At 33.8% G+C, this 4,203-nt stretch carries 3 protein-coding genes and 1 pseudogene; 2 read left to right on the forward strand and 2 right to left on the reverse strand.

Annotated elements, in window-relative coordinates; all coding sequences use genetic code 11:
• Positions 1-123: pseudogene (locus tag Q0Q99_RS06160) on the forward strand (IS982 family transposase); the annotation flags it as partial.
• Positions 124-294: 171 nt separating this feature from the next.
• Positions 295-876: a hypothetical protein gene (locus Q0Q99_RS06165; protein WP_293893012.1), complete on the forward strand. Its 582-nt coding sequence runs from the start codon at positions 295-297 to the stop codon at positions 874-876.
• A gap of 82 nt (positions 877-958) precedes the next feature.
• On the opposite strand, the gene Q0Q99_RS06170 is transcribed toward Q0Q99_RS06165, so the two are convergent.
• A complete protein-coding gene (locus Q0Q99_RS06170) occupies positions 959-2,227 on the reverse strand; it encodes a T9SS sorting signal type C domain-containing protein (RefSeq protein ID WP_293893015.1) in 1,269 nt (422 codons plus the stop codon).
• A gap of 20 nt (positions 2,228-2,247) precedes the next feature.
• Positions 2,248-3,498: a hypothetical protein gene (locus Q0Q99_RS06175; protein WP_293893018.1), complete on the reverse strand. Its 1,251-nt coding sequence runs from the start codon at positions 3,496-3,498 to the stop codon at positions 2,248-2,250.
• Positions 3,499-4,203 lie beyond the last annotated feature (705 nt).

Genomic DNA, 4,203 nt, shown 5'->3' on the forward strand with positions numbered 1-4,203 from the left:
AAATCTTTTGAAGGATTTAAAACAAGAATTTTAGCTAAAATAACAGCATTAACTTTGGTTCAATATATCAATAAATTCATATTTGATAGACCAATAAACAATATTAAAAATCAAATTATTTAATTACACCCAACGGGTTAATCTCTTAGTCAAATCATATAACTAAAAGCTAACAGTGGATGGTAGCTTTAAATGTTTACTAATTTAAATTATAATATTATGAAAAAATTACAATTACTAGTGCTAAGTTTTGCTATGTGCGGAATTACCGTTTGCGGGCAAAATAAATCTGACATGGGAAAAAAGCACACAGGAAAACCAAACATGGGAAAAATGATGCCTAACCTTAGTACATGGCCTGAAGCTTCAAGGATGGCAGCTATGGAAATAATGAAGAAATATGGTAAGCCTGATGCTTTTGGTCCGGAAATGCTTGGATGGAAAGATAAAGGTCCGTGGAAAATGATTTATATTGATAAACAGGAAACTAAACATAGCTTTCCTATCGAACATACTGATATGATGAAAACAACAATTCGTTACGAAGTACCGATAGGAAAATTTGATGATTTAGCAAAATTTGATGGAAGTATTATTGTAGATCGAACTCAAGGACTCATGAGTGCACGTTGTGATAAAGAAGCTAACAATTTTTTGGCACTCAACCTTGCAAATGATATATTAACAGGCAAAAAATCGGTTGAGGAAGCACGGAAAGCCTATGGAGATATTGTAAAAGAAAAAATGAATGGAGGAAATCCACAATACATGCAAGGGTTAACTTTTACCCCTAAAGGAAATGGTGATCCTGATATAAACACGACAGGTCTTAACAAAGAAGATGTAATGAAAGCGGCGGGATTGGCGAAAAAATAGTAAATCAGGATAAAACATTAGCCTACCCAAAATGGTAGGCTTTTTTATGAAGGTGAAGAGAAAATATATTTCTGTTTAACCTTTATTTGATTAAAGTTTTTTTCGTAAAGCTTTGCTGGTTCTCCAAAGTTACTTTTACCAATAGTATTTGGGGAGCAATTAGTAACGAATTTGTTTGAAATAAATTTGTGTTTAGATCATTTTGAGTAAATAACAATTTACCCAGGATATCGAATACTTGTATGTTTGTAATTGCCATTGCTGGAGATATCACTTCAAGTTGATGATTTGTAGTAATGATTTTTATATCATTATCTGTTATTGTTGGAATCGTGATACCCAATGTTTGATTAATGAATCGCAATTCGAAACGTTGTTCAAAATTACCATTAGTTGTAATAAAAGTATAAGGCATTGCCTTTAAATCGTGTAATATATTTGCGGTTTTATCTAATAAATATACATTTTGATTGGTAAATAATCCATCAAAATCATCTAGATTGATGCTTAATTCCCCATTTAATGTAGTGCTGTAACCAATAGGAATTACATCTGCTTCGGAGAATGGCAAACTTTTGCCCTGTATAGCTAACTGATCTGCTCCAGCCCTTGTGTAAATAGAAACAGAGTTACCACCAGCAAGCGTTTTACCATCAAATAACGAATCGAAATCATTCGTTGCTCCTTGAACATAGCCCAATAACATTTGGTTGTATGATCCCAAAGAACTTCTTAATGAAAGCCAAACACGATGTCTTTCCAATGCTTGAGAGATAGAATTTACGGCATTCGTTGAGGCATTATTTTTGAAAAACTGAGTATTGTTAGCCGAAATTCTCATTGCATTATTAAAAGTAGCAGAATATGTTCCATTGGCCGAACTTGATTTAGCTTCAATGAAGAAGCCTTGTCCTGCTGCAATTTTTCCAGTAGGCAATGCGCCACCAGTAATTGCAGAAGTTGACGTTCTCACCGCTCCGGTAAAGTTATATTTTGCATAATCATTGGCGGTGTAAACATTATTCGTGATTGCCGTGTTATGCGTCCAAAAATAAACCGTCCCATTAGTAACACTTGTATTTGCTGCTATAAATAAATCAACATCAATGGCAGATGGATACGGGTTACCTATCAAACTATAAGTACCCGTACTTTTAACAATTGAAGTATTAATAACCCCATTACTTGGAACACCAACAAAACTGGTTTCTACAATTTTTGTTGGGCTGTAAGTTCCGCTTGGAGCTCTTCCGATGTAACCAACACCTTGTGTCATGGTTGTTGCTCCTGGTTGGTTAACCCAATTATTAATTGCGGGGTTAAATTTATAGAATAATGAATTTGTTGCCAATTGGCTTAAAGTAGCTGAAACTACTGGTGATGACCAATAGGTATAATATATTGTTTGAGAGCAGTAGTTTTTCTTTTAAAGGTAATGTATCCGCTGTTTACAGCAGCATCATTTGTTTGAACTAAACTCGCACCATCTTCAAAGGTTAATGTTCCACCACCTACAATTTTTACATCATTAGTTACCATTAAAGTATGCCCGGAATTTATTACCACATTAGCTGAACTGACTTGGCAGGAACAACCGCTCAAATCAGATGATGATGAAAACGCATTGGTAAAAACAATTTTTTGCCCACTTGTTGGTGGGAAACCTGTTGACCAAGATGTACCGTTCCAGGTATTTGTTTGTGCATTTACAGTGACATTTGTTGACGAAGAAATACATCCTGATGAATTTTTGGCAGTAACGCTATAAGTTCCTGAAGATACCAAACTAAAAATACCTGTAGTATTTGTATACGTTAAACCATTTATACTATAAGTTATTCCTGTACCCGTGGGGGAATTTATGGTTATTGTCCCTGTTGCAGTAGTACACGTCGGTTGGGTAACCGAAACAACAGGTGTTGTAGTAGCCAAACCGGAATTAACAACTACCGTAATTTCTGCCACAGCAATCGGGTTTCCTGAGAGGGATGATTTCATATTAACTTGATAAACATATGAACCTGCAGTACCAGAAGCTGTTACGTTATAACTTGGACTACTGGAATATGTAGTTCCTGCTACGGGAAGGCCAGTTCCAAAAAAAGAATAGGTATAAGTTCCATTTGGTGGTGGTGTAGCTAAAAGATTGATGGTATTATTAGTACAAACGGGCGAATTAGAAGTCAAACTACCTGTTCCTCCCAAATTTATTAGATCTGTAAAACTCAAGTCTGCTCCTGCTCCTCCATTACAACTGGCTAATAAATTAGTACCAATGTAAATTAGTTCGGATGCATTACATGAGCCACCGACAAAATTTCCTCCGGATTCAATAGTCATTGATGACCCATCTCCAAGTGTTAACCTATTGTTACCGGGAGAAAAATCGATTGAAGCATTGTTTCTAATTATGAATTGAATAGCTCCCAGGCAAGTGAGATTTAAATTTGCATTCATATTCAGTGTTGTGGCAGAAGTTCCATCTCCAACATACACAATTGTACAACCACTAAACGTACTGCAGGTTAATGTACTTGCATTTACTGCTGTACCCGAAATCGTACACTGGGCGTTTAAACCTAAAGATAAAAACAAAGAAATGAATGGTAAAAATTTTTTCATATAAATTAGTTACGTAAATCGTGACAGAATAGATTTGTGGTGAGCAAACTTACAAAAGCGACTGCGAAATTTAAATTTTTGTCGATATACTACTTAAAAAATCTATAAAGAACACAATTCATATTTTAGTTAAAAATGTACCAACCAAAAAGATTTTAAATACCCTTCGGAGGAATTGTTAAATTATTGATTTTAAAGGGATTTTTTTACCAATTCGCACACTTTATAAATAAAATTTACGAGTAAAATTTCGATTTTTCATAATCAATTAATTACATTTGATTTATGATATTTTTAACATATGATAGATTGAGCAAAGTTTTACTATATTACTTTATAAAGCAGAAGAGGTACAATAATCTATTTTTGTGCGTTGTTGTCTTGTTTTGCGCCAAAATTAATGCTACTACTTTTTACGCAAGTGATAACTCTACAAAAGAAGATTTCTATACCACAATTCTCGGAAATGATTCTAATTATAGTACTTGTACAGCTCAGTGTGTCAAACTACTATAAATTGATTATAAAAACTAATTTCACCCAACGTGTTAAATTAATAACTATGTAACCCGTTGGGTGTAATTATTTAAAGTAAAAATAAATTGATTAAATATTGGTCAAGATACTGAAATTCAGTATCTTGAAGTCGCAAAACAAACCAATATTCATGTCAAATATAGTTAAAAATTATTTAAGAGTTTTAGA

It is taken from the genome of Flavobacterium sp., assembly GCF_025352425.1.
In the GTDB taxonomy this organism is placed as follows: Bacteria; Bacteroidota; Bacteroidia; order Flavobacteriales; family Flavobacteriaceae; genus Flavobacterium.

Bases quoted from the DNA above. Each gene is read 5' to 3' on its own strand.
- Q0Q99_RS06165 (WP_293893012.1), top strand. From the start codon at position 295: ATGGGAAAAAAGCACACAGGAAAACCAAACATGGGAAAAATGATGCCT.
- Q0Q99_RS06175 (WP_293893018.1), bottom strand. From the start codon at position 3,498: ATGAAAAAATTTTTACCATTCATTTCTTTGTTTTTATCTTTAGGTTTA.